A 21,395-nucleotide genomic window follows, 5' to 3' on the forward strand; every position below is an offset into this window, starting at 1 on the left:
GACGGCGGGATGTCGTCCTGACTTCCGCTTCATAAATCGAGGGAGAGAGTATGAATACAGATAAACCGGGGGCGCCCTACTATCAGCGCTCCGTCGAGGAGACGCTCGCCAGCGTGCAGAGTTCGCCGGACGGGATTAGCGGAACAGAGGCGGCCACGCGCCTGCAGCAGTATGGCGAAAACGCCCTGCCGCAGAAGCCGGGTAAACCCGCCTGGCTGCGTTTTATTGTGCATTTTAACGATGTGCTGATCTACGTCCTGCTGGCGGCGGCGCTGCTGAAGGCGGTAATGGGCCACTGGATCGACATGTCAGTGATCCTCGCGGTGGCGGTGGTCAATGCGCTGATCGGCTTCATTCAGGAGAGTAATGCGGAAAAATCGCTGCAGAGTATCCGCAATATGCTCTCCAGCGAGGCGGTGGTGATCCGCCAGGGCAACCATGAAACCATCCCCACCACCTCGCTGGTGCCCGGCGATATCGTGGTGATCCGCGCCGGCGACCGAATCCCCGCCGATTTACGGGTGATTGAGGCGCACAACCTGCGGGTGGAAGAGGCGATCCTCACCGGCGAGTCGACGGTGGTGGAAAAAACCACCGAGCCGCTAAGCGGTGATTTGCCGCTCGGCGATCGCAGCAACCTGGTGTTTTCCGGGACCACCGTCAGCTCAGGGGCGGGGAAAGGGATCGTGGTGGCTACCGGCGGCGATACCGAGCTGGGCCACATCAACCAGATGATGGCGGGCATTGAGAAACATCGCACGCCGCTGCTGGTGCAGATGGATAAGCTGGGCAAAGCCATTTTTATCCTCATTCTGGTGATGATGGCGGCGCTGTTCGTCTTTAGCCTGCTGTTCCGCGATATGCCGGTCTCCGAACTGATGCTGTCGTTGATTAGCCTCGCGGTGGCGTCGGTCCCGGAAGGGTTGCCGGCGATCATCTCCATTATTCTGTCGCTCGGCGTGCAGGCGATGGCCCGTCAGAAAGCGATTATCCGCAAGCTGCCGACGGTGGAAACCCTCGGTGCGATGACCGTTATCTGCTCGGATAAAACCGGGACCCTGACCATGAACGAAATGACGGTGAAGGCGGTGATCACCGCGGACAGCGTCTATCGGGTGGAAGGGGACAGCTATGAGCCGGTCGGTAAAATCCATGCCATCGACGACCCGACGCCGATCGCCGTGGCGCCAGGATCGCTTCTTGAGCGCTATCTGCGCACCATCGATCTGTGTAACGACAGCCAGCTTATCAAAGAGGAAGGCGGGCTGTGGAAAATTACCGGCGGCCCCACCGAGGGGGCATTGAAGGTGCTGGCGGCGAAGATAACCCTGCCGCCGCAGCCCAGCGAGCTGCGTAGTAAAATTCCTTTTGATTCGCAATATAAATACATGTCGACGCTTTACCGGCTGGGCGAAGAGGAGGTGGTGCTGGTCACCGGCGCGCCTGACGTTCTGTTCCGCCTGTGCCAGTATCAGCAGAGCGACAACGGACTGCAGCCGCTGGATCTCCCGTACTGGGAAAGCAAAATTGAAGAGTACGCCCGGGAGGGGCTGCGCATGGTGGCCGCGGCCTGGAAGCCGGCTGCCGCAGGCCAGACCGAGCTGACCCATCAGGATCTGCAGCAGGGGGTCATTTTATTAGGGGTTGCCGGGATGATGGATCCGCCACGTCCGGAAGCGATCACGGCGATTGCCGACTGCCTGCAGGCCGGGATCCGCGTGAAGATGATCACCGGCGACCATCCGCAAACGGCGATGAGCATCGGCAAAATGTTGGGGATTGGCAATGCGGGTAACGCCATCACCGGGCGCGAGCTGGAGGTGATGGACGACGCGCAGCTGAGCGTCGCCGCGCAGCAGTTCGATATCTTCGCCCGCACCAGCCCGGAAGATAAGTTCCGTCTGGTGCAGGCTCTGCAGAGCAAGAAAGAGATTGTCGGCATGACCGGAGACGGGGTGAACGATGCCCCGGCGCTGAAGCAGGCTGACGTCGGCGTGGCGATGGGGATCAAGGGAACCGAAGTCACCAAGGAAGCCGCCGATATGGTGTTGACCGACGACAACTTCGCCACCATCGCCAGCGCGGTCCGCGAGGGGCGCCGGGTGTATGACAACCTGAAGAAAACCATTCTTTTTGTCATGCCGACCAACCTTGCGCAGGGTTTACTGATCGTGATCGCGCTGCTGGCAGGCAACGTGCTGCCGCTGACGCCGGTGCTGATCCTGTGGATGAACATGGCCACCTCCGCCACGCTGTCGTTTGGTCTGGCGTTTGAAGCCGGTGAGAAAAATATTATGCGGCGGCCGCCGCGCGACCCGAAAATTCACGTCATGGACGGGTTTGCCATCTGGCGCGTGGCGTTTGTGGGGTCGATGATTGCGGTCAGCGCCTTTATTCTCGAAGCCTGGCTGCAGCCGCGCGGCTATTCGCCGGAGTTTATCCGTACCGTGCTGTTGCAGACCCTGGTCACCGCCCAGTGGTTCTATATGCTGAACTGCCGCGTGTCGGATGGTTTCTCGTTAACCAAAGGTCTGCTGGCTAACAAGGGGATCTGGATCGTCAGCGGCGTGCTGCTGGTGCTGCAGCTGCTGATTATCTATGCGCCGTTTATGCAGATGCTGTTCGGCACCACCGGGCTGCCGTTCCGCTACTGGGTGATCACCTTTATCATCGGCTTCGCCATGTTCCTGATCGTGGAACTGGAAAAACCGCTGACCCGCAAATGGCGAACCGCCTGACGGCATGAAGCGCTGAACGAAAAAGGAAAGAGGGGGCATCGCCCCCTCTTTTATTATGCTTCACGCTTGTTGCGCTTTACTGTTTCGGCTCGGCGACCACGCTGCTTCCCACGCCGCGGTTGTTATATTCCCACATGCGGTTGAAGCTGTTGTCGTTGAGGTTGCGCTGCAGATTGCCTTTGTCATCCGCGCTGCCGGTGTTGCCGCTGAACGGACGGCCGGAGCCTACCGCTGCCGCCCACGGCTGGGCGATATTAAAGCCTTCGTTGATGGCGCTGTCGCGGATCACGACCTGACCGTTGCTGTTGCCGTCAACATCCAGCGCGCGGCCGAGCTGCGCGACGTTATCCCCGGAGGCGGTGAAGCGGCTGTTAGTCGCCAGGAAGCCGTAGGTCACGCTCTTCAGGGTGGCCGGCGCGAAGACATAGGCTTCTTTCTGAGTACGGGAGTTCACCACGCGGAAGTCGGTGTTATCAAACACCACGGCGCCACGGCCAGAAACGATATCCACGTCGCCTTCAATATAGCTGTTGGTCACCAGGGTGCGAGTCTGACGGTTGTCCTGCAGACGGTTCTGCACGCCGCTGTTGGTCACGAAGAAGGTGTTCTGGCGGCCAAGAATGTTCACCTTATCGATCTGCACCTGGTCGCCATCGCTGCGCAGGGCAACGGCCTGGTGGGTACCGGCATCGACGCTGTCGCCAAGGTTGTTGGCGATGGTCAGGTTCTGCAGCTGCAGGCCATTATTCTGCGACCAGAAGACCGCGGAGCACATCACGCCGACGGTGGCGGTGGATTTGCTCTGGCAGCTGTCGAACATATACCACGCCGGTTTGCCCGGCATGTATTTGCCACCCGGGTTGACCAGACGACGCCAGGTATTGCGATCCATTTCAGAATCAATGGCTTCGCTGATTTTTACGTCAATCGGTTTATCGCCGGTACCATACAGAGTCAGGGCGCCCGGCGCCGCCGGAACGTAGACGGTGCCCGGGTATTCGCCCGGCATGATGGCGATAAACAGGCGACGGTTAGAGTGGCGGGCAATTGCCGCATCCACCGCTGCCTGGACGGTGGTATGGGTCACGCCCTGGGTTCCCGCCGGGCCGACGATAAAGTCAGGTTGCGCCGGCAGGCTGATGGCGGACGGCGTCCAGGCCGCGGCATTGGGGTTCAGCGACTGGAAATAGGCCGCCGGGGTAAAGTTTTTCACTTCATCGGCGTTCAGAATGGGACGCGCGGTGGTGCCCGGTGCAGTCTGCGTTGAGGGCTGTTGATCGGCAGGCGTCGAGCTACAGGCGGACAGCGTCACGCCGAAGGCCAGCGCCAGCGCCAGACGGGAAACGGAATATGTGTTCATGTTGCTCCGGGCAAAATTAAGCGTAGTGAAATACCCCGGCTGAGACGCCAGGGTATAAGTCCTTTAAAACCTGCTGTTTTATACTAACTTGAACGAAACGGGAAGATGCGGGCTGAAAAACTTACCTTCTTTACGCAATGAACGCTTTTCCGGGACGGTCCCTAGTCACAAATAAATAACATTTAGTCGCGCTTTTGTTGACATTCCCGGCGTTATGAAAATAAATGTCTATACAACCCATGACAAGTTAAGCGCTATGACTGAAGCCACTTCCGAACTCGTTATCTGGCGAAACGCCCGTCTCGCCACCTTGAACCCCGACCACGCTCAACCGTACGGTCTGCTGGAGCGCCACGCGCTGCTGGTCCGCGACGGTCGCATTGCGGCGATCGTCGCCGAAGATGACCTTCCCAGCGGGCGCAGGATCGATCTCGAAGGCCGGCTGGTCACGCCGGGATTAATCGACTGCCACACCCATCTCGTCTTCGGCGGCAGCCGGGCCCAGGAGTGGGAGCAGCGTCTGAACGGCGTCTCCTATCAGACCATCAGCGCCAGCGGCGGGGGGATTAATGCCACCGTGCGCGCCACCCGCGACAGCAGCGAAGCCGAGCTGCTGGCGCTGGCCCAGCCGCGGCTGGCCCGCCTGCTGCGTGAAGGGGTAACCACTCTGGAGATCAAATCCGGCTACGGTCTCGATCTGCAAAACGAGCGCAAAATGCTGCGGGTCGCCCGCCAGCTGGCCGACGACAATGGCGTCGAGCTTTCGGCGACGCTGCTCTCTGCCCACGCCACGCCGCCGGAATATCAAGGCGACGCCGACGGCTATATTACGCTGGTCTGCGAGACGATCCTGCCGACGCTGTGGCGGGAGGGACTGTTTGAAAGCGTCGACGTCTTCTGCGAAAACGTCGGTTTCAGCCCGCAGCAAACCGAGCGGGTGTTTCAGGCGGCGCAGGCGCTAGGCATCCCGGTTAAAGGTCACGTTGAGCAGCTCTCCTCGCTGGGCGGCGCGCAGCTGGTGAGCCGTTATCACGGACTGTCCGCCGACCATATCGAATATCTGACGGAAGAGGGGGTGGCGGCGATGCGCGAGAGCGGCACCGTGGCGGCCCTGCTGCCCGGCGCGTTCTACTTCCTCAATGAAACCCGCAAACCGCCGGTGGAACTGTTGCGCAAGTACCAGGTGCCGATGGCGGTGGCGACGGATTTCAACCCCGGCACCAGCCCCTTCGCCAGCCTGCATCTGGCGATGAACATGGCCTGCGTCAAATTTGGCCTGACGCCGGAAGAGGCGTGGGCCGGCGTGACGCGCCATGCCGCGCGGGCGCTGGGGCGGCAGAACAGCCACGGCCAGCTGGCGGCGGGCTTTGTGGCGAACTTTGCCATCTGGGATGCTGAGCATCCGGTCGAGATGGTGTATGAGCCGGGGCGCAGTCCGCTCTGGCAGCGTGTGGTACGAGGAGAACTACAATGATGCTGTGGCAAGCTACCCCCGCTAACCTTTGGCAAGGTCGCGACGACAGCGCGGAAGCGCCGAATGCGCTGCGTCTGTTCCAGACCATTCCCCGCGCCGAACGCTTCGCGCCGCAGGAGATGCCCGGCGATATCGCGCTGCTCGGCTTCGCCTGTGACGAAGGCGTCCGGCGCAACAAAGGGCGTACCGGAGCGGCTGACGGCCCGGCGACCCTACGCCGGGCGCTGGCCAATATGGCCAGCCATCAGGGCCACGACCGCTGCGTGGATATGGGCACGATTAGCGTCGAAGGCGACCAGCTGGAAGCCGCGCATCAGGCGCTGCGCGAGGCGGTGACCGCCTGCCAGCGCGCCGGCAAACGCACGCTGGTACTGGGCGGCGGCCACGAGACCGCCTTCGGTCACGGCGCCGGGATACTGGATGCCTTCCCCGGCGAAAAAGTGGGCATTATTAACCTCGATGCGCATCTGGATCTGCGCTTTGCCGAGTGCGCCAGCTCCGGGACGCCGTTCCGCCAGCTGGCGCTAGAGTGTGACGCGCAGCAGCGCGGTTTTCACTATACCTGCATCGGGGTCAGTCGGGCGGCAAACACCCAGGCGCTCTGGGAGGAAGCGGCGAGGCGCGAGGTGGCTATTGTGGAGGATCTACAGGTATTAGAGGCCTTTGAAACCCGGGTGCTGGCGGAGCTTGAGCGCAATATCGCGCAATTCGACCGTCTGTATCTGACTATCGATCTCGACGTGCTGCCGGCGCGCGAAATGCCGGCGGTGTCCGCGCCGGCGGCGCTGGGCGTGCCGCTGGCGACCCTGCTGCGCATCGTAGAGCCGTTGTGCCGCAGCGGTAAGCTGCAGGCGGTGGATCTGGTGGAGTTCAACCCGCAGTTTGACATTGACGGTCAGGGCGCCCGCGCGGCGGCCCGTCTGGCATGGCAAATCGCCCATTGGTGGCAGTAGCCATTCCGGTATATTCTGGGTGTTTCGCCGCCCATTTTGCAAAAGGAAAGCCAGGCTATGTTTTCACAGCAACCCCGTTCCGCGCCCGCGCCTTTTTATGAGAAGGTGAAGCAGGCTATCGGTGAAAAAATTCACAGCGGCGTCTGGCGACCGCATGACCGTATCCCTTCGGAAGCGGAGCTGGTGGCCCAGTTCGGCTTCAGCCGGATGACCATCAACCGCGCGCTGCGCGAGCTAACGGATGAAGGCCTGCTGGTCAGGTTGCAAGGGGTGGGGACCTTTGTCGCCGAGCCGAAAGGGCAGTCGGCGCTGTTTGAGGTGCGCAGCATTGCCGAAGAAATTCTTGCCCGTCACCATCAGCACCGCTGCGAGGTGCTGCTGCTGGAGGAGACCCGGGCGGATCATATTCAGGCGACGGCGCTCAGCGTAGCGGAAGGCACCCGCATCTTTCACTCGCTGATGGTGCATTACGAAAACGAGGTGCCGGTACAAATCGAAGATCGCTGCGTCAATGCCGCGGTGGTGCCGGACTATCTCCAGCAGGATTATACCGCCACCACGCCCCATGATTATCTGTCGCTGATCGCCCCGTTAACCGAAGGTGAACATATTGTTGAAGCGGTGCAGGCCACAGCGGAAGAGTGCGCGCTGCTGCATATTCACGCCCACGATCCCTGCCTGCTGATCCGTCGCCGCACCTGGTCGACAACCCATATCGTTTCCCACGCGCGCCTGCTGTTCCCCGGCAGCCGTTATCGTCTGCAGGGCCGCTTTGGCTCCTGATCCACACTGGCGTCAGCAAAACGTGATTGCTGACGCAATATAACAAAATTGTATCATTTCTGTTAAATCCTGGCTTGCGCATGCTTGTATAGACAAGTATATGTATCTACGTAAACAACGTTCATTGTCAGGAGAAACCCCGATGTCGCAAAGCAAATATCGCCAGCTGGACGTCCGTGCGCCAAGAGGCACGACGCTGACCGCGAAGAGCTGGTTGACCGAAGCCCCGCTGCGTATGTTAATGAATAACCTCGATCCCGATGTCGCCGAAAACCCGCACGAGCTGGTGGTCTATGGCGGTATTGGTCGCGCAGCGCGCAACTGGGAATGCTATGACGCTATCGTGAAGGCGCTGAAGAACCTGGAAAGCGACGAAACCCTGCTGGTCCAGTCCGGCAAGCCGGTGGGCGTTTTCAAAACCCATGAAAACTCGCCGCGCGTGCTGATCGCTAACTCCAACCTGGTCCCGCACTGGGCGACCTGGGAACACTTCAACGAGCTGGATGCCAAAGGGCTGGCGATGTACGGCCAGATGACCGCTGGCAGCTGGATCTACATTGGCAGCCAGGGCATCGTGCAGGGCACCTACGAAACCTTCGTCGAAGCCGGTCGTCAGCACTATCAGGGCAGCCTGAAAGGCCGCTGGGTGCTAACCGCCGGGCTGGGCGGCATGGGCGGCGCGCAGCCGCTGGCCGCGACGCTGGCCGGGGCCTGCTCGCTGAACATTGAATGCCAGCAGAGCCGCATCGATTTCCGTCTGCGCACCCGCTATGTGGACGAACAAGCTACTTCTCTGGATGACGCCCTGGCGCGCATCAAGAAATACACTGCCGAAGGTCGCGCTATCTCCATCGCCCTGTGCGGCAACGCCGCGGAGATCGTGCCGGAGCTGGTGAAACGCGGCGTGCGCCCGGATATGGTCACCGACCAGACCAGCGCCCACGACCCGCTGCACGGCTATCTGCCGAAAGGCTGGAGCTGGGAAGAGTATCAGCAGAAAGCCGAATCCGATCCGCAGGGCACCATTCTGGCGGCGAAACGCTCGATGGCCGACCACGTGCAGGCGATGCTGGCCTTCCATGAGATGGGGGTCCCGACCTTTGACTACGGTAACAACATTCGCCAGATGGCTCAGGAAGTGGGCGTCAGCAACGCCTTTGATTTCCCGGGCTTCGTGCCGGCCTATATCCGCCCGCTGTTCTGTCGGGGTATCGGACCGTTCCGATGGGTAGCGCTCTCCGGCGATCCGCAGGATATCTACAAAACCGACGCCAAAGTGAAAGAGATCATTAAGGATGATAAGCATCTGCACCACTGGCTGGATATGGCGCGCGAGCGCATCAGCTTCCAGGGGCTGCCGGCGCGTATCTGCTGGGTCGGTCTGGAATGGCGGCAGAAGCTGGGCCTGGCGTTTAACGAAATGGTGCGCAGCGGCGAAGTCTCCGCGCCGATCGTCATTGGCCGCGATCACCTTGACTCCGGCTCCGTCGCCAGCCCAAACCGCGAAACCGAAGCGATGCGCGACGGCTCTGACGCGGTCTCCGACTGGCCGCTGCTCAACGCCCTGCTCAACACCGCCAGCGGCGCGACCTGGGTGTCGCTGCACCACGGCGGCGGGGTAGGCATGGGCTTCTCGCAACACTCCGGGATGGTTATCGTCTGCGATGGCACCGATGAAGCGGCGGCGCGTATCGCCCGCGTCCTGCACAACGACCCGGCCACCGGTGTGATGCGTCATGCCGACGCGGGGTACGAGATTGCCATTGAATGCGCAGCAGAACAGGGTCTCAATCTTCCGATGGTCGCGGCAACGCAGGGGAACGCGAAATGAAATCTTTAACTCTGATCCCGGGTCAACTCAGCCTGTCGCAGCTCCGCGACATCTACAGCCACCCGGTGAATATTACCCTCGACAGCGGCGCGTTTGCCGCCATCGACGAGAGCGTGGCCTGCGTCAACGCCATCCTTGCCGAAGGGCGGACTGCCTACGGCATTAACACTGGTTTTGGCCTGCTGGCGCAGACCCGGATCTCGACGGAAGATCTGGAGAACCTGCAGCGTTCGCTGGTGCTGTCCCATGCGGCGGGCGTTGGCGAGCCGCTGGACGATGATCTGGCGCGGCTGATTATGGTGCTGAAGATTAACAGCCTGTCCCGCGGTTTCTCCGGGATCCGCCTGAGCGTGATCCAGTCGCTGATTGGCCTGGTGAATGCCGGCGTGACGCCGTGGATCCCGGCGAAAGGTTCCGTCGGCGCCTCCGGCGACCTCGCGCCGCTGGCGCATATGTCGCTGACCCTGCTTGGCGAAGGCAAAGCGCGGGTACGCGGCGGCGAATGGCTGCCGGCCACCGAAGCGCTGCGTCAGGTTGGGCTGGAGCCGATTACCCTGGCGGCGAAAGAGGGGCTGGCGCTACTCAACGGCACCCAGGCCTCGACCGCTTTTGCCCTGCGCGGTTTGTTCGAAGCCGAAGATCTGTTCGCCTCCGCGGTCGTTTGCGGGGCGTTAACCACCGAAGCGGCGCTGGGTTCGCGTCGTCCGTTCGATGCGCGTATTCATGAGGTACGCGGCCAGCGCGGGCAGATTGATGCGGCGGCGCTGTATCGCCATCTGCTGACCGACGATAGCGCGATCTCGCAGTCGCACCATAACTGCAGCAAGGTGCAGGACCCGTACTCCCTGCGCTGTCAGCCGCAGGTGATGGGCGCCTGCCTGACCCAGATCCGCCAGGCGGCGGAAGTGCTGCTGGCCGAAGCCAACGCGGTCTCTGATAACCCGCTGGTCTTTGCCGCTGAAAATGACGTCATCTCCGGCGGTAACTTCCACGCCGAACCGGTGGCGATGGCCGCGGATAATATCGCGCTGGCGATCGCCGAAATCGGCTCGCTCTCCGAGCGCCGCATCGCGCTGATGATGGACAGCCATATGTCGCAGCTGCCGCCGTTCCTCGTGAAAAACGGCGGGGTGAACTCCGGGTTTATGATTGCCCAGGTCACGGCGGCGGCGCTGGCCAGTGAAAACAAAGCGCTATCGCACCCGCACAGCGTCGACAGCCTGCCGACCTCCGCCAACCAGGAAGACCACGTCTCGATGGCGCCGGCGGCCGGTCGCCGCCTGTGGGCGATGGCCGAGAACACCCGCGGCGTATTGGCCGTTGAGTGGCTGGCGGCGGTGCAGGGGCTGGATATGCGCGAAGGGCTGACCACCAGCCCACTGCTGGAAGAAGCGCGTCATCTGCTGCGCGAACGTGTCCCTCATTATACGCAGGATCGCTACTTCGCCCCGGATATCGATAATGCCATTGCGCTTCTGGCGGCCCGTCACCTGACGCGTCTGCTGCCTGCCGTACTGCCAGGCCTGCACTAATCACCGTTGTTCTCTGTACCCGCGTCGGGGGAAGTCATTCCCCCGACCGCCCTACATCGCATATTTGTCGTCATATAAAAAAACCTGGACACCTGTATATGCAACAACAACACAAGCCACATCTGCTGCGCGGGCTCAATGCCCGACACATTCGATTTATTGCGCTCGGCTCCGCTATCGGCACCGGGCTGTTCTACGGCTCGGCCTCCGCCATCAAGGCGGCGGGCCCGGCGGTGCTGCTGGCCTATCTGATTGGCGGCGCGGCGGTGTTTATCGTCATGCGCGCGCTAGGCGAGATGGCGGTGCGCAACCCGGTTTCCGGCTCCTTCGGCAGCTACGCCCGCCAGTATCTCGGGCCGCTGGCCGGGTTTATTACCGGCTGGACCTATACTTTTGAAATGGTGATCGTCGCCCTGGCCGACGTCACCGCCTTCGGCATCTATATGGGATTGTGGTATCCCGATGTCCCGCGCTGGATCTGGATCCTCAGCATCATCTTCTTTATCGGCGCCATGAACCTGTGCAACGTGCGGGTGTTCGGCGAGATGGAGTTCTGGCTGTCGCTGGTGAAGGTGGTGGCGATTATCGCCATGATGCTGGCGGGCGCCGGGATCATCTTCTTTGGCTTCGGCCATAGCTTCCCGGCTACCGGGCTGGAAAATCTGTGGAGCCACGGCGGCTTTGCTCCTAACGGCTGGCAGGGCGTTATCGCTTCGCTTGGCATCGTGATGTTCGCTTTCGGCGGGGTGGAGATTATCGGCGTCACCGCCGCGGAAGCGAAAGATCCGAAAAAGGTCATCCCGCAGGCCATCAATACCATTCCGCTGCGTATTATCCTGTTCTACGTCTGCACCCTGGCGGTGCTGATGGCGATTTTCCCGTGGAACAGCTTTGGCGAGCAGGGGAGTCCGTTTGTGCTGATTTTCGACGGTCTGGGGATCCCGGCGGCGGCGACAATCCTTAACATCATCGTGATCAGCGCCAGCATTTCGGCGATTAACAGCGATATCTTCGGCGCCGGGCGCATGATGTACGGCATGTCGAAAGAGGGGCTGGCGCCGAAAAGCTTCCAGCGCATCGCCAGCAACGGCGTCCCCTGGATGACGGTGGTGGTCATGGGCGGCGCGCTGCTGGCGGCGGCGGTGCTGAACTATCTGATCCCCGAGCAGGTCTTTGTGCTGATTGCTTCGCTGGCGGCATTCGCCACGGTGTGGGTGTGGCTGATGATCCTGCTGTCCCATTTCGCCATGCGCCGTAGTTTGTCTGCTGAAGAGCGCAGACAGATTGCCTTCCCCGTCCCGTTCTGGCCGATTGCGCCGCTGTTGACGCTGCTGTTTATGGGGCTGGTTATCGCGGTGCTGGGGATGTTTGCTGAGACGCGGATGGCGCTGATTGCCGGCCTGGTCTGGCTCGGGCTGCTGACGGTGGTGTGGTACGCGCGGGTGCGTAAAACGGCGCTGCAGGTAGCCACTGAACAGTAAGGCCAATTTCCCCGGTGGCGCTGCGCTTACCGGGGCTACGAGGTGTGAGGCTGGGAGAGGCCCCCGTAGGCCGGGCAAGGCGTCAGCCGCCGCCCGGCATAAAAGCGGCTCCGAGCCCGCGGCAATCGCCCGGCGGCGCTGCGCTTGCGTGGGCCTGGGGGTATTGTAGGTCGGGTAAGCGCAGCGCCACCCGAAAAACAAATGGCGCCGCAAGTAGCCCGGATAAGGCGACAGCCGCTATCCGGGGGGAGATTAACTGAACAGGGCGGTGATGGAGGCGCTGGCGAGGGAATGGAAATGGACGTTAAAGCCGACCATTGCGCCGCTGGCCTCGGCACCCACTTCAATTTTCTCGACGTCCAGGGCGTGGACGGTAAAGATATAGCGGTGGGTTTCGCCCTTCGGCGGCGCTGCGCCGCCGTATCCCGCCTTGCCAAAATCGGTGCGGGTCTGAACGGCCTCTTCCGGCAGCTCCGCCTGACCGGAACCGGCCCCCTGGGGCAGGACGCGGGTATCCGCAGGCAGGTTAGCCACCACCCAGTGCCACCAGCCGGAGCCGGTCGGCGCATCCGGATCGTAGCAGGTCACCACAAAGCTTTTGGTTCCCGCGGGCACATCATCCCACATCAGATGCGGCGAAATATTGTCGCCATCGTAGCCCATGCCGTTGAAGACGTGACGATTAGGCAGCTTACCGCCGTCCTGGAGATCGTGACTGATCAGTTTCATGCTTCATCCTCATTGATAATGCGCTGATTAACCTGGAAGTGTAGCCTGCACCACGACGCAATTCCGCTATTTATTCGCTAAAAAATGTTTCGTCCTGCACCGCCAGGTTAACGGCGCGGGTCAGGCGGGACAGCTGTTCAGGCGCGATGATATACGGCGGCATCAAATAGATCAGGCGGCCAAACGGGCGGATCCACACCCCCTGCTCGACGAAAAAGCGCTGCAGGGCAGCCATATTGACCGGGCGACGGGTTTCAACCACGCCAATAGCGCCCAGCACGCGGACATCGGCGACCAGGGCGGATCCCCGCGCCGGCGCCAGCTCGGCCAGCAGCTGGGCTTCAATCGCCGCCACTTGCCGCTGCCATTCGCCGCTCTCCAGCAGGCTCAGGCTTTCGCTGGCCACCGCGCAGGCCAGCGGGTTGCCCATAAAGGTCGGGCCGTGCATAAAGCAGCCGGCTTCACCGTTGCTGATGGTTTCCGCCACCTCGCGGGTGGTCAGCGCGGCGGAGAGGGTCATGGTGCCGCCGGTCAGCGCCTTGCCCAGACACAGTATGTCGGCGGTAATCCCGGCGTGTTCACAGGCGAACAGCTTGCCGGTGCGGCCAAAGCCGGTGGCAATCTCATCGGCGATCAGCAGTATCCCTTCCCGGTCGCACATTTTACGCACCCGCTTCAGCCACTCCGGATGGTACATCCGCATTCCGCCCGCGCCCTGTACGATCGGTTCGAGGATCACCGCGGCGATGTCGTGACGGTGCGCGGCCATCAGGCGGGCAAAGGGCACCATATCCATTTCATCCCACTCGCCGTCAAAGCGGCTCTGCGGCGCGGGGGCGAACAGGTTATCCGGCAGATAGCCCTGCCACAGGCTGTGCATCGAGTTCTGCGGATCGCAGACCGACATCGCGCCGAAGGTATCGCCGTGATAGCCATTGCGGAAGGTCAGGAAACGTCGACGCGGTTGGCTTTTCGCCTGCCAGTACTGCAGCGCCATTTTCATCGCCACCTCAACCGCCACCGAACCGGAATCAGCGAGGAAAACGCACTCCAGCGATTCCGGCGTCATCGCCACCAGCTGGCGGCACAGGGCCACCGCCGAGGGGTGAGTGATCCCGCCGAACATGACGTGCGACATCTGGTCGATTTGCGCTTTCATCGCCGCATTAAGACGCGGGTGATTGTAGCCGTGGATTGCCGCCCACCAGGAGGACATACCGTCAACCAGTTGTTCGCCGCCGGCGAGGGACAGCTCGCAACCGTGGGCGGAAACCACCGGGTAGACCGGCAGGGGGGAAGTCATAGAGGTGTAGGGGTGCCAGATGTGGCGCCGATCGAAGGCGAGATCGTCCAGGGTCATAAGTGACTTGTAAACCATTTTAAAAACATTTAGGTTTACGAGTATAAACCGAACCGTAAATTAACAAAACCCTTTGGAGAAGCCAATGGCTCACCACGTACGTTGGACAATGTCGCAAGTAACTGAATTATTTAATAAACCACTCATCGATCTGTTATTCGAAGCGCAGCAAATCCACCGGCAACACTTTGATCCGCGCCAGGTGCAGGTCAGCACCCTGCTGTCGATCAAAACCGGCGCCTGCCCGGAAGATTGTAAATATTGTCCGCAGAGCGCGCGCTATAAAACCGGGCTCGAAACAGAGCGCCTGATGGAAGTCGAGCAGGTGCTGGAATCAGCGCGTCAGGCGAAAAACGCCGGCTCGACCCGCTTCTGCATGGGCGCGGCGTGGAAAAACCCCAATGACCGCGATATGCCGTATCTGGAGCAGATGGTGAAAGGGGTGAAGGCCCTGGGGCTGGAGTCGTGCATGACGCTTGGCACTCTGACCGACAGCCAGGCGCAGCGCCTGGCCGAGGCGGGCCTCGATTACTACAACCACAACCTCGATACCTCGCCGGAATTTTACGGCAACATCATCACCACCCGCACCTACCAGGAGCGCCTGGATACCCTGGACAAAGTGCGTGACGCCGGGATCAAAGTCTGCTCCGGCGGTATCGTCGGGCTGGGGGAGACCGTGAAAGACCGCGCCGGCCTGCTGCTGCAGTTGGCTAACCTGCCCACGCCGCCGGAAAGCGTACCGATCAACATGTTGGTGAAGGTCAAAGGTACGCCGCTGGCGGATAACGACGATGTCGACGCTTTCGATTTTATTCGCACTATCGCCATCGCGCGCATCATGATGCCCACCTCTTACGTGCGTCTCTCCGCCGGCCGCGAGCAGATGAACGAGCAGACCCAGGCGATGTGCTTTATGGCCGGGGCGAACTCGATTTTCTATGGCTGCAAACTGCTGACGACGCCTAATCCGGAAGAAGATAAAGACCTGCAACTGTTCCGCAAGCTGGGGATCAACCCGCAGCAGACGGCGGTGCTGGAAGGTGATAATGAGCAGCAGCAGCGCCTGGAGCAGGCCTTACTCACCCCGGACACTGAGGAATATTACAACGCGGCGGTGCTATGAGCTGGCAGCAGCGAATCGATCGGGCGCTGGACGAGCGACGAGCGGCGGATGCTCTTCGCCGCCGCCTGCCGGTGACGCACGGCGCCGGGCGCTGGCTGGCGCGGGAAGGGGAGCGCTGGCTTAACTTCTCCAGCAATGACTATCTTGGCCTGAGCCAGCATCCGGCGATTATCGCCGCCTGGCAGCAGGGGGCGGAACGTTATGGCGTCGGTTCCGGCGGTTCGGGACACGTAAGCGGCTATAACGAGGCCCACCGCGCGCTGGAAGAGGAACTTGCCGACTGGCTGGGCTATCCGCGCGCGTTGCTGTTTATCTCCGGCTTTGCCGCCAATCAGGCGCTGATCGCCGCCCTGGCGGATAAAGAGGATCGGATCGTGGCCGACCGCCTGAGCCACGCCTCCCTGCTGGAGGCGGCAAGCCTCAGCCCGGCGCAGCTACGCCGTTTCGCCCACAACGATCCGCAACACCTCGCGCAACTGCTGGCTAAGCCGCTGGCGGGCGAACAGTTGGCGGTCACTGAAGGCATTTTCAGCATGGATGGCGACAGCGCACCGCTGGCGGCCCTTCACGCCGCGGCGCAGGCCGCCGGGGCGCTATTGCTGGTGGATGACGCCCACGGCGTCGGCGTGGTCGGCGACGAAGGATGCGGGAGCTGCGCCGCGCAGGCGGTGCGCCCTGAGCTACTGGTGGTTACCTTCGGCAAGGCGTTCGGCGTCAGCGGCGCGGCGGTGCTGTGCGATGAAGCGATGGCCGATTATCTGCTGCAGTTTGCCCGCCATTTGATCTACAGCACCGCGATGCCGCCCGCCCAGGCGGTGGCGCTGAGCGCCGCCCTGCGGATCATTCGCAGCAATGAAGGACAGCAGCGTCGCGACATCCTGGCCGCCCGCATCCGTCAGTTCCGTGAGGGGATGGGCGAGGTGTCGCTGGGGTTGACCGACTCCGTCAGCGCGATCCAGCCGCTGATCGTCGGCGATAACGGCCGGGCGCTGAGCCTGGCCGCACGTCTGCGCGACGCGGGCTGCTGGACGACGGCGATCCGTCCACCGACGGTGCCGGTCGGCAGCGCACGTCTGCGCCTGACCCTGACCGCCGCCCATCAAGCTGAGGACATTAACCGTTTACTGGAGGTGCTGCATGGCCACGGTGAATAAGCAGGCGGTGGCCGCGGCGTTTGGCCGGGCGGCCGGCGGCTATTCGCAACATGATGAACTGCAGCGGCGCAGCGCGGAATTGCTGCTGCGCCAGCTGGCGCGTCGCGATTTTCCCCGGGTGCTGGATGCTGGCTGCGGCCCCGGCGGCATGAGCCGCCGCTGGCGTGAGGCGGGCAGCGTGGTGACCGCGCTGGATCTCTCCCCCGGGATGCTGGCCGAGGCGCAGCGTAACGACGCCGCCCAGTATTACCTGCTGGGCGACATTGAGGCGCTGCCGCTGCCGGACGCCTGCGTCGATCTGGCGTGGAGCAATCTGGCGGTGCAGTGGTGCGACGATCTGCGCGCCGCCCTTGGCGAGCTGTACCGGGTGGTGCGCCCCGGCGGCAGGGTGGCGTTTAGCACGCTGCTGGCCGACTCGCTGCCGGAGCTCAATCAGGCGTGGCAGGCCATCGACGACCGGCCGCATGCCAACCGTTTTCTCAGCGAAGCGGCGGTGCGCGCGGCGCTGAGCGGCCTGCGGGCGTCCGGCGAGGTGCATCAGATTAGCCTGCCGTTCGCCGACGCGCTGAGCGCCATGCGATCGCTGAAGGGCATCGGCGCCACCCATTTGCACCAGGGGCGGGCATCGGCCCCGCTTGGCCGCGGCAAACTGCGCGAGCTACAGCTGGCCTGGCCGCAGCGGCAGGGCGTCTGCCCGCTGACGTATTCTCTTTTTACAGGAGTCATTGAGCGTGACTAAACGTTTTTTTGTCACCGGGACCGATACTGAAGTCGGGAAAACCATCGCCAGCAGCGCCCTGCTGCAGGCGGCGAATCAGCTGGGTTTTCACACCGCTGGCTACAAGCCGGTGGCTTCCGGCAGCGAGCTTACCGCCGCAGGGCTGCGTAATGAAGACGCCCTGGCGCTGCAGCGTCATAGCCGGGTCGCGCTGCGCTATGAACAGGTTAACCCGTATACCTTCGCCGAGCCGACCTCACCGCACATCATCAGCGCCGACGAAGGGCGGCCGATCGCCGCGGCGAGGCTCTCCAGCGGGCTGCGCGAGTTAGAACGCCTCGCCGACTGGGTGCTGGTGGAAGGGGCCGGCGGCTGGTTTACGCCGCTGTCGGAAACCCTGACCTTTGCCGACTGGGCGCAGGCGGAGCAGCTGCCGGTGATTCTGGTGGTGGGCGTCAAGCTCGGCTGCATCAATCACGCGATGCTTACCGCCCAGGCGGTACGCCAGGCAGGGCTGCCGCTCGCGGGGTGGATCGCCAATGACGTGCAGCCGCCGGGCAAGCGCCACGCCGAGTATCTGGCGACGCTGAAAAACCGGCTGGCCGCGCCGTTCCTCGGCGAAATACCGTGGCTTGCCGATATCGCGCAGCGCGACGATCTCGGCCAGTATCTGGATCTCAGGGCGCTGGATCCGGCGTCATCCACTGCGCCAGCAGCGGTTCATCCAGCGCCATAATATCGCCTTCGGCGACGTTACGGCCCCGGTGCAAAACACAGAAACGATCCGCTACCCGGCGGATAAAGGGCAGGTGCTGCTCGGCGAGCAGCACCGTCAGGCCGATATCGCGATTCAACCGCAGCAGCAGATCCGCCAGCTTTTGCAGACAGCGCGGCCCTCTGCCGCGCGAGGGTTCATCAAGGATCAGCAGCCGTGGCTGGACAATCAGCGCCCTGGCCAGCGCCAGTTGGTACTGATCGTCGTCGCTCAGCGAGGCGCCTTTGCGCTGCCGTAGGGCATAGAGTTCGGGAAAATGTTCATAGATCTCGCCGCCGCTGGCGTTAGCCCCGGGTTTCCCGGCTGCGAGGGCAATATGCAGATTCTCTTCCACGCTGAGCTGCGAAAAGATGCGTTTATCCTGCGGCACATAGCCGATACCGATGGCGCTGCGCGACTGGGCCGACAGGGGGGTGAGATCCTGCGGCGGGGCGCCAATGTCATGCCAGGTCATCCGGCCGCTGGCCACCGGCAGGTGCCCGGCAATGCAGTTAACCAGGGTGGTTTTTCCCATGCCCTCGCGTCCCAGTACGCCAATGCACTCCCCCGGGCGTAGTTCAAGATCAACATTCCACAGCGAATGCTGGTTGCCGTAAAAGTGATTTACTGCCTGTAAATTCAACATGGACGTTTTCTCCTTATCCTGGCGTCAGGGCGACAGAAAGATGCTGCAAAACTCTTGCCAGGAAAAAGAACGCTCGGAAAAAAACGCTAAATGCCGATACCATCAGGCACAGCCAGCGCCTGGGGTGCACTTTTCCGGTGCCCGACGCTAAAGGGTGGTGCAAAAAGCAGCAAAAATCGAGCGGCTTTAAGCGGATAGTTATCAAAAATAGTTCGATAAAAATTTTTCGCCACGTGATTAAGGCCGCCAGACGATTTGCGCCGGGCGGCGGCGGTCTTGGGCTGCAGACAGTTATCCACTATTCCTGTGGATAACCTTGTGTATTAGAGTTAGAAAACCTGCGGTAAGCTAGAGCGTACGCGGCTTGCGGCTGAATTGGCGCGAAAGGCGTCTTTTCTTTAAAAGCATTAAATATCAGCTTGTTAGATAAAATCAATGGGTGTAAGAAAAGCGTCATCTGCTGCCATAAAACTTTCACCCGTCCGCTTGACAAATGTTAAAAGGTAAAAATTTCTGGGGATAACCCTGACGGCCGGAGGATTATTCCGCCCGGCGCGCGTTTTATACCCTGCTTACCGGCAAAAAAGGCCATATTGTGGCGCTATCATAAGCACGCACTGTTTAAATATCCAGTATAATTTATTGGCAAAAAACGGCCCGGGGGGTAGAATTAAACACCGGCCGCTAAATCTTTTTTAGGTTCTGATTGATGAGTAAATCGTTTGTTCTGCATTCCGCCTTTCGCCCCTCCGGAGACCAACCGGAAGCCATCCGCCGCCTGGAAGAGGGGCTGGAGGATGGGCTCGCGCATCAAACGCTGCTGGGGGTCACCGGCTCCGGTAAGACCTTTACCATCGCCAACGTGATTGCCGATCTGCAGCGGCCGACGATGGTGCTGGCGCCAAACAAAACTCTGGCGGCCCAGCTCTACGGCGAGATGAAAGAGTTTTTCCCGGAAAATGCCGTCGAGTATTTCGTCTCCTACTACGATTACTATCAGCCGGAAGCCTATGTCCCCAGCTCAGATACCTTCATTGAGAAAGATGCCTCGGTAAACGAACATATCGAGCAGATGCGCCTGTCGGCCACCAAAGCGCTGCTTGAGCGGCGCGATGTGGTGGTGGTGGCCTCGGTCTCGGCTATTTACGGCCTCGGCGACCCGGACCTGTATCTGAAAATGATGTTGCATCTGACGGTGGGGATGCTGATTGACCAGCGGGCGATCCTGCGCCGCCTGGCCGAACTGCAGTATACCCGCAACGATCAGGCCTTCCAGCGCGGCACCTTCCGGGTGCGCGGCGAGGTGATCGACGTCTTCCCGGCGGAATCGGACGATATCGCCCTGCGCATTGAGCTGTTTGACGAAGAAGTTGAGCGCCTGTCGCTGTTCGACCCGCTCACCGGCCATGTGGAATCGACGGTGCCGCGCTACACCATTTATCCCAAGACCCACTACGTGACGCCGCGGGAGCGCATTGTCCAGGCGATGGAAGAGATTAAGCTGGAACTGGCGGAGCGGCGCAAGGTGCTGCTGGCCAACAACAAGCTGCTGGAAGAGCAGCGCTTAACCCAGCGCACCCAGTTCGACCTCGAAATGATGAACGAGCTGGGCTACTGCTCGGGCATTGAAAACTACTCGCGCTTCCTCTCCGGGCGCGGCCCCGGCGAGCCGCCGCCCACCCTGTTCGACTACCTGCCGGCAGACGGCCTGCTGGTGATTGACGAATCTCACGTCACGGTGCCGCAGATCGGCGGTATGTACCGCGGCGACCGGGCGCGCAAAGAGACGCTGGTGGAGTACGGCTTCCGCCTGCCGTCGGCGCTGGATAACCGGCCGATGAAGTTTGAAGAATTCGAAGCGCTGGCGCCGCAAACCATCTACGTGTCGGCCACCCCCGGCGCCTACGAGCTGGATAAATCCGGCGGCGAGGTGGTGGATCAGGTGGTGCGGCCGACCGGTCTGCTGGATCCGATCATCGAAGTGCGGCCGGTGGCGACCCAGGTCGACGATCTGCTGTCGGAGATCCGCCTGCGCACGGCCATCAACGAGCGCGTGCTGGTCACTACCCTCACCAAGCGGATGGCGGAAGACTTAACCGAGTACCTTGAGGAGCACGGCGAGCGGGTGCGCTATCTGCACTCGGATATCGACACCGTCGAACGTATGGAGATTATCCGCGACCTGCGTCTTGGCGAGTTTGACGTGCTGGTCGGGATCAACCTGCTGCGTGAGGGGCTGGATATGCCGGAGGTGTCGCTGGTGGCGATCCTGGATGCGGACAAAGAGGGCTTCCTGCGCTCCGAACGCTCGCTGATCCAGACCATCGGCCGTGCGGCGCGCAACGTCAACGGCAAGGCTATCCTGTACGGCGATAAGATCACCCCCTCGATGGCGAAAGCCATCGGCGAGACAGAGCGTCGACGGGAGAAACAGCAGCGCTATAACGAAGAGCACGGCATTGTGCCGCAGGGGCTCAACAAGAAAGTGGTGGATATCCTGCAGCTGGGCCAGAGCCTGGCGAAAACCAAAGCCAAAGGGCGCGGTAAAGCGAAGGCCGTCGAGCCTGCCGGGCTCAGCGGCGTGGATATGACGCCAAAAGCGCTGCAGCAGAAAATCCACGAGCTGGAAGGGCAGATGATGCAGCACGCGCAGAACCTCGAGTTTGAAGAGGCGGCGCAAATTCGCGACCAGCTGCATCAGCTGCGCGAACTGTTTATCGCCGCCTCCTGAGTGCCGGCGTGTACTGCCGGGAGGT

General features: G+C 61.7%; 17 protein-coding genes. 12 read left to right on the top strand and 5 right to left on the bottom strand.

The features are described from left to right. Window positions 1-50 precede the first annotated feature (50 nt). Complete coding sequence (locus ACQUTP_RS10980; protein WP_049116087.1) at window positions 51-2,738, top strand: cation-transporting P-type ATPase; 2,688 nt, start codon at window positions 51-53, stop codon at window positions 2,736-2,738. Window positions 2,739-2,814: 76 nt separating this feature from the next. Here ACQUTP_RS10980 and ACQUTP_RS10985 read toward each other — a convergent pair whose 3' ends face one another. Then, window positions 2,815-4,098 (bottom strand): putative acyl-CoA thioester hydrolase, encoded by a 1,284-nt coding sequence (locus ACQUTP_RS10985; protein WP_285755675.1) that lies wholly within the window; start codon window positions 4,096-4,098, stop codon window positions 2,815-2,817. A gap of 214 nt (window positions 4,099-4,312) precedes the next feature. On the opposite strand from ACQUTP_RS10985, the gene hutI reads away from it, so the two are divergent. The 6 genes from hutI (at window position 4,313) to ACQUTP_RS11015 (ending at window position 12,152) form a co-directional block, all read left to right on the top strand. Continuing rightward, window positions 4,313-5,572 (top strand): imidazolonepropionase, encoded by a 1,260-nt coding sequence (gene hutI, locus ACQUTP_RS10990; RefSeq protein WP_072500723.1) that lies wholly within the window; start codon window positions 4,313-4,315, stop codon window positions 5,570-5,572. After that, complete coding sequence (gene hutG / locus ACQUTP_RS10995; protein WP_023320005.1) at window positions 5,569-6,525, top strand: formimidoylglutamase; 957 nt, start codon at window positions 5,569-5,571, stop codon at window positions 6,523-6,525. The genes hutI and hutG overlap by 4 nt, the downstream gene beginning before the upstream one ends. A 57-nt stretch (window positions 6,526-6,582) precedes the next feature. Beyond that, window positions 6,583-7,308 carry a histidine utilization repressor gene (locus ACQUTP_RS11000; protein WP_043521795.1) on the top strand — a complete coding sequence of 242 codons (726 nt, stop codon included), beginning with the start codon at window positions 6,583-6,585 and terminating at the stop codon, window positions 7,306-7,308. A gap of 142 nt (window positions 7,309-7,450) precedes the next feature. Further along, window positions 7,451-9,139: a urocanate hydratase gene (gene hutU, locus ACQUTP_RS11005; RefSeq protein WP_004886099.1), complete on the top strand. Its 1,689-nt coding sequence runs from the start codon at window positions 7,451-7,453 to the stop codon at window positions 9,137-9,139. Beyond that, window positions 9,136-10,671 (top strand): histidine ammonia-lyase, encoded by a 1,536-nt coding sequence (hutH, locus tag ACQUTP_RS11010; protein ID WP_285755676.1) that lies wholly within the window; start codon window positions 9,136-9,138, stop codon window positions 10,669-10,671. Before hutU ends, hutH begins: the two co-directional genes overlap by 4 nt. A gap of 98 nt (window positions 10,672-10,769) precedes the next feature. Beyond that, entirely contained in the window at window positions 10,770-12,152 is a 1,383-nt protein-coding gene (locus ACQUTP_RS11015) for an amino acid permease (RefSeq protein WP_285755677.1), read from the top strand. 252 nt (window positions 12,153-12,404) lie between these two features. Here ACQUTP_RS11015 and ACQUTP_RS11020 read toward each other — a convergent pair whose 3' ends face one another. Continuing rightward, complete coding sequence (locus ACQUTP_RS11020; RefSeq protein WP_064183015.1) at window positions 12,405-12,881, bottom strand: kinase inhibitor; 477 nt, start codon at window positions 12,879-12,881, stop codon at window positions 12,405-12,407. A 70-nt stretch (window positions 12,882-12,951) separates the two neighbouring features. After that, a complete protein-coding gene (bioA, locus tag ACQUTP_RS11025) occupies window positions 12,952-14,241 on the bottom strand; it encodes an adenosylmethionine--8-amino-7-oxononanoate transaminase (RefSeq protein WP_116397369.1) in 1,290 nt (429 codons plus the stop codon). An 85-nt stretch (window positions 14,242-14,326) separates the two neighbouring features. Here bioA and bioB point away from each other — a divergent pair, with 85 nt between their 5' ends. The 4 genes from bioB to bioD are packed head-to-tail and all read left to right on the top strand — an operon-like array spanning window position 14,327 to window position 17,975. Continuing rightward, window positions 14,327-15,367 (top strand): biotin synthase BioB, encoded by a 1,041-nt coding sequence (gene bioB / locus ACQUTP_RS11030; protein WP_004886109.1) that lies wholly within the window; start codon window positions 14,327-14,329, stop codon window positions 15,365-15,367. Further along, a complete protein-coding gene (bioF, locus tag ACQUTP_RS11035) occupies window positions 15,364-16,521 on the top strand; it encodes an 8-amino-7-oxononanoate synthase (RefSeq protein ID WP_032455743.1) in 1,158 nt (385 codons plus the stop codon). Before bioB ends, bioF begins: the two co-directional genes overlap by 4 nt. Continuing rightward, on the top strand, window positions 16,505-17,260 hold the full coding sequence (gene bioC / locus ACQUTP_RS11040) for a malonyl-ACP O-methyltransferase BioC (RefSeq protein ID WP_004886115.1): 756 nt from the start codon (window positions 16,505-16,507) through the stop codon (window positions 17,258-17,260). Before bioF ends, bioC begins: the two co-directional genes overlap by 17 nt. Then, a complete protein-coding gene (bioD, locus tag ACQUTP_RS11045; protein WP_023320010.1) occupies window positions 17,253-17,975 on the top strand; it encodes a dethiobiotin synthase in 723 nt (240 codons plus the stop codon). The genes bioC and bioD overlap by 8 nt, the downstream gene beginning before the upstream one ends. Here bioD and ACQUTP_RS11050 read toward each other — a convergent pair. Both ACQUTP_RS11050 and ACQUTP_RS11055 read right to left on the bottom strand, forming a co-directional pair. Beyond that, window positions 17,917-18,639, bottom strand: coding sequence for an ABC transporter ATP-binding protein (locus tag ACQUTP_RS11050; RefSeq protein WP_017900923.1), 723 nt, complete (start codon window positions 18,637-18,639; stop codon window positions 17,917-17,919). The two genes, bioD and ACQUTP_RS11050, sit on opposite strands and share 59 nt — an antisense overlap. Before the next feature lie 86 nt (window positions 18,640-18,725). Beyond that, window positions 18,726-18,938 (bottom strand): hypothetical protein, encoded by a 213-nt coding sequence (locus ACQUTP_RS11055; RefSeq protein WP_004886124.1) that lies wholly within the window; start codon window positions 18,936-18,938, stop codon window positions 18,726-18,728. 410 nt (window positions 18,939-19,348) lie between these two features. Between ACQUTP_RS11055 and uvrB the strand changes: the two genes are divergently transcribed. Beyond that, on the top strand, window positions 19,349-21,370 hold the full coding sequence (uvrB, locus tag ACQUTP_RS11060) for an excinuclease ABC subunit UvrB (protein WP_004886127.1): 2,022 nt from the start codon (window positions 19,349-19,351) through the stop codon (window positions 21,368-21,370). Window positions 21,371-21,395 lie beyond the last annotated feature (25 nt).

This window comes from Klebsiella sp. 2-CIP_Kleb., assembly GCF_050378715.1.
Lineage (GTDB): Bacteria > Pseudomonadota > Gammaproteobacteria > Enterobacterales > Enterobacteriaceae > Klebsiella > Klebsiella quasipneumoniae.

What these genes read in the sequence shown, in the direction of transcription:
- uvrB (WP_004886127.1), top strand. Translation starts at nt 19,349, where the DNA reads ATGAGTAAATCGTTTGTTCTGCATTCCGCCTTTCGCCCCTCCGGAGAC.
- bioB (WP_004886109.1), top strand. Translation starts at nt 14,327, where the DNA reads ATGGCTCACCACGTACGTTGGACAATGTCGCAAGTAACTGAATTATTT.
- hutU (WP_004886099.1), top strand. Translation starts at nt 7,451, where the DNA reads ATGTCGCAAAGCAAATATCGCCAGCTGGACGTCCGTGCGCCAAGAGGC.
- ACQUTP_RS11015 (WP_285755677.1), top strand. Translation starts at nt 10,770, where the DNA reads ATGCAACAACAACACAAGCCACATCTGCTGCGCGGGCTCAATGCCCGA.
- ACQUTP_RS10980 (WP_049116087.1), top strand. Translation starts at nt 51, where the DNA reads ATGAATACAGATAAACCGGGGGCGCCCTACTATCAGCGCTCCGTCGAG.
- bioC (WP_004886115.1), top strand. Translation starts at nt 16,505, where the DNA reads ATGGCCACGGTGAATAAGCAGGCGGTGGCCGCGGCGTTTGGCCGGGCG.
- hutI (WP_072500723.1), top strand. Translation starts at nt 4,313, where the DNA reads ATGAAAATAAATGTCTATACAACCCATGACAAGTTAAGCGCTATGACT.
- hutH (WP_285755676.1), top strand. Translation starts at nt 9,136, where the DNA reads ATGAAATCTTTAACTCTGATCCCGGGTCAACTCAGCCTGTCGCAGCTC.
- hutG (WP_023320005.1), top strand. Translation starts at nt 5,569, where the DNA reads ATGATGCTGTGGCAAGCTACCCCCGCTAACCTTTGGCAAGGTCGCGAC.
- ACQUTP_RS10985 (WP_285755675.1), bottom strand. Translation starts at nt 4,098, where the DNA reads ATGAACACATATTCCGTTTCCCGTCTGGCGCTGGCGCTGGCCTTCGGC.
- ACQUTP_RS11020 (WP_064183015.1), bottom strand. Translation starts at nt 12,881, where the DNA reads ATGAAACTGATCAGTCACGATCTCCAGGACGGCGGTAAGCTGCCTAAT.
- bioF (WP_032455743.1), top strand. Translation starts at nt 15,364, where the DNA reads ATGAGCTGGCAGCAGCGAATCGATCGGGCGCTGGACGAGCGACGAGCG.
- bioA (WP_116397369.1), bottom strand. Translation starts at nt 14,241, where the DNA reads ATGACCCTGGACGATCTCGCCTTCGATCGGCGCCACATCTGGCACCCC.
- ACQUTP_RS11000 (WP_043521795.1), top strand. Translation starts at nt 6,583, where the DNA reads ATGTTTTCACAGCAACCCCGTTCCGCGCCCGCGCCTTTTTATGAGAAG.
- ACQUTP_RS11050 (WP_017900923.1), bottom strand. Translation starts at nt 18,639, where the DNA reads ATGTTGAATTTACAGGCAGTAAATCACTTTTACGGCAACCAGCATTCG.